General features: G+C 42.1%; 1 protein-coding gene. It reads left to right on the forward strand.

Going from position 1 to position 1,186, the window contains the following annotated elements:
* Positions 1–1,185 carry an elongation factor Tu gene (gene tuf, locus J3U13_RS11345; RefSeq protein WP_267342169.1) on the forward strand — a complete coding sequence of 395 codons (1,185 nt, stop codon included), beginning with the start codon at positions 1–3 and terminating at the stop codon, positions 1,183–1,185.
* The last annotated feature ends 1 nt before the right edge of the window (position 1,186 follow it).

The following is a 1,186-nucleotide window of genomic DNA, read 5'->3' on the forward strand; positions in this document are numbered from 1 at the left end:
ATGTCTAAAGAAAAATTTGAACGTACAAAACCCCACGTTAACGTTGGTACAATCGGCCACGTTGACCATGGTAAAACAACTTTAACAGCAGCAATTACTTCTGTACTTTCTAAAAAATACGGCGGTCAAGCACGTGCATTCGATCAAATCGATAATGCACCAGAAGAAAAAGCACGTGGTATCACCATCAACACTTCACACGTTGAATACGATACCCCGACTCGTCACTACGCACACGTAGACTGCCCGGGCCATGCTGACTATGTTAAAAACATGATCACTGGTGCGGCACAAATGGACGGTGCTATCTTAGTAGTAGCAGCAACAGATGGTCCTATGCCACAAACTCGTGAGCACATTCTTTTAGGTCGTCAAGTAGGTGTTCCATACATCATCGTATTTTTAAACAAATGCGATATGGTTGATGATGAAGAATTATTAGAATTAGTTGAAATGGAAGTACGTGAACTTCTATCTCAATACGATTTCCCAGGTGATGACACTCCAGTCATTCGTGGTTCAGCGTTAAAAGCGTTAGAAGGCGATGCAGCATGGGAAGAAAAAATTGTTGAATTAGCTGAAGCTTTAGACAGCTACATCCCGGAACCAGAGCGTGATATCGATAAACCATTCCTACTTCCAATTGAAGACGTGTTCTCAATTTCAGGACGTGGTACAGTGGTAACAGGTCGTGTAGAACGTGGTGTAATCAAAGTTGGTGAAGAAGTTGAAATCGTTGGTATCAAACCAACAACAAAAACAACTTGTACTGGCGTTGAAATGTTCCGTAAATTGCTAGACGAAGGTCGTGCGGGTGAAAACGTTGGTGTCTTACTACGTGGTACAAAACGTGAAGAAATCGAACGTGGTCAAGTATTAGCAAAACCAGGCTCAATCACACCACATACTGATTTCGAATCAGAAGTATATATTCTAAGTAAAGATGAAGGTGGTCGTCATACTCCATTCTTCAAAGGCTACCGTCCACAGTTCTACTTCCGTACAACTGACGTAACTGGAACAATCGAGTTACCAGAAGGCGTAGAGATGGTAATGCCAGGTGATAACATCAAAATGACTGTATCATTAATTCACCCAATCGCAATGGCAGAAGGCTTACGCTTTGCTATCCGTGAAGGTGGTCGTACTGTTGGTGCTGGTGTTGTTGCTAAGGTTATTAAATAAT

The organism is Gilliamella sp. B2887 (assembly GCF_026537015.1).
Taxonomy (GTDB): Bacteria; Pseudomonadota; Gammaproteobacteria; order Enterobacterales; family Orbaceae; genus Gilliamella.

Bases quoted from the DNA above. Each gene is read 5' to 3' on its own strand.
- tuf (WP_267342169.1), top strand. From the start codon at position 1: ATGTCTAAAGAAAAATTTGAACGTACAAAACCCCACGTTAACGTTGGT.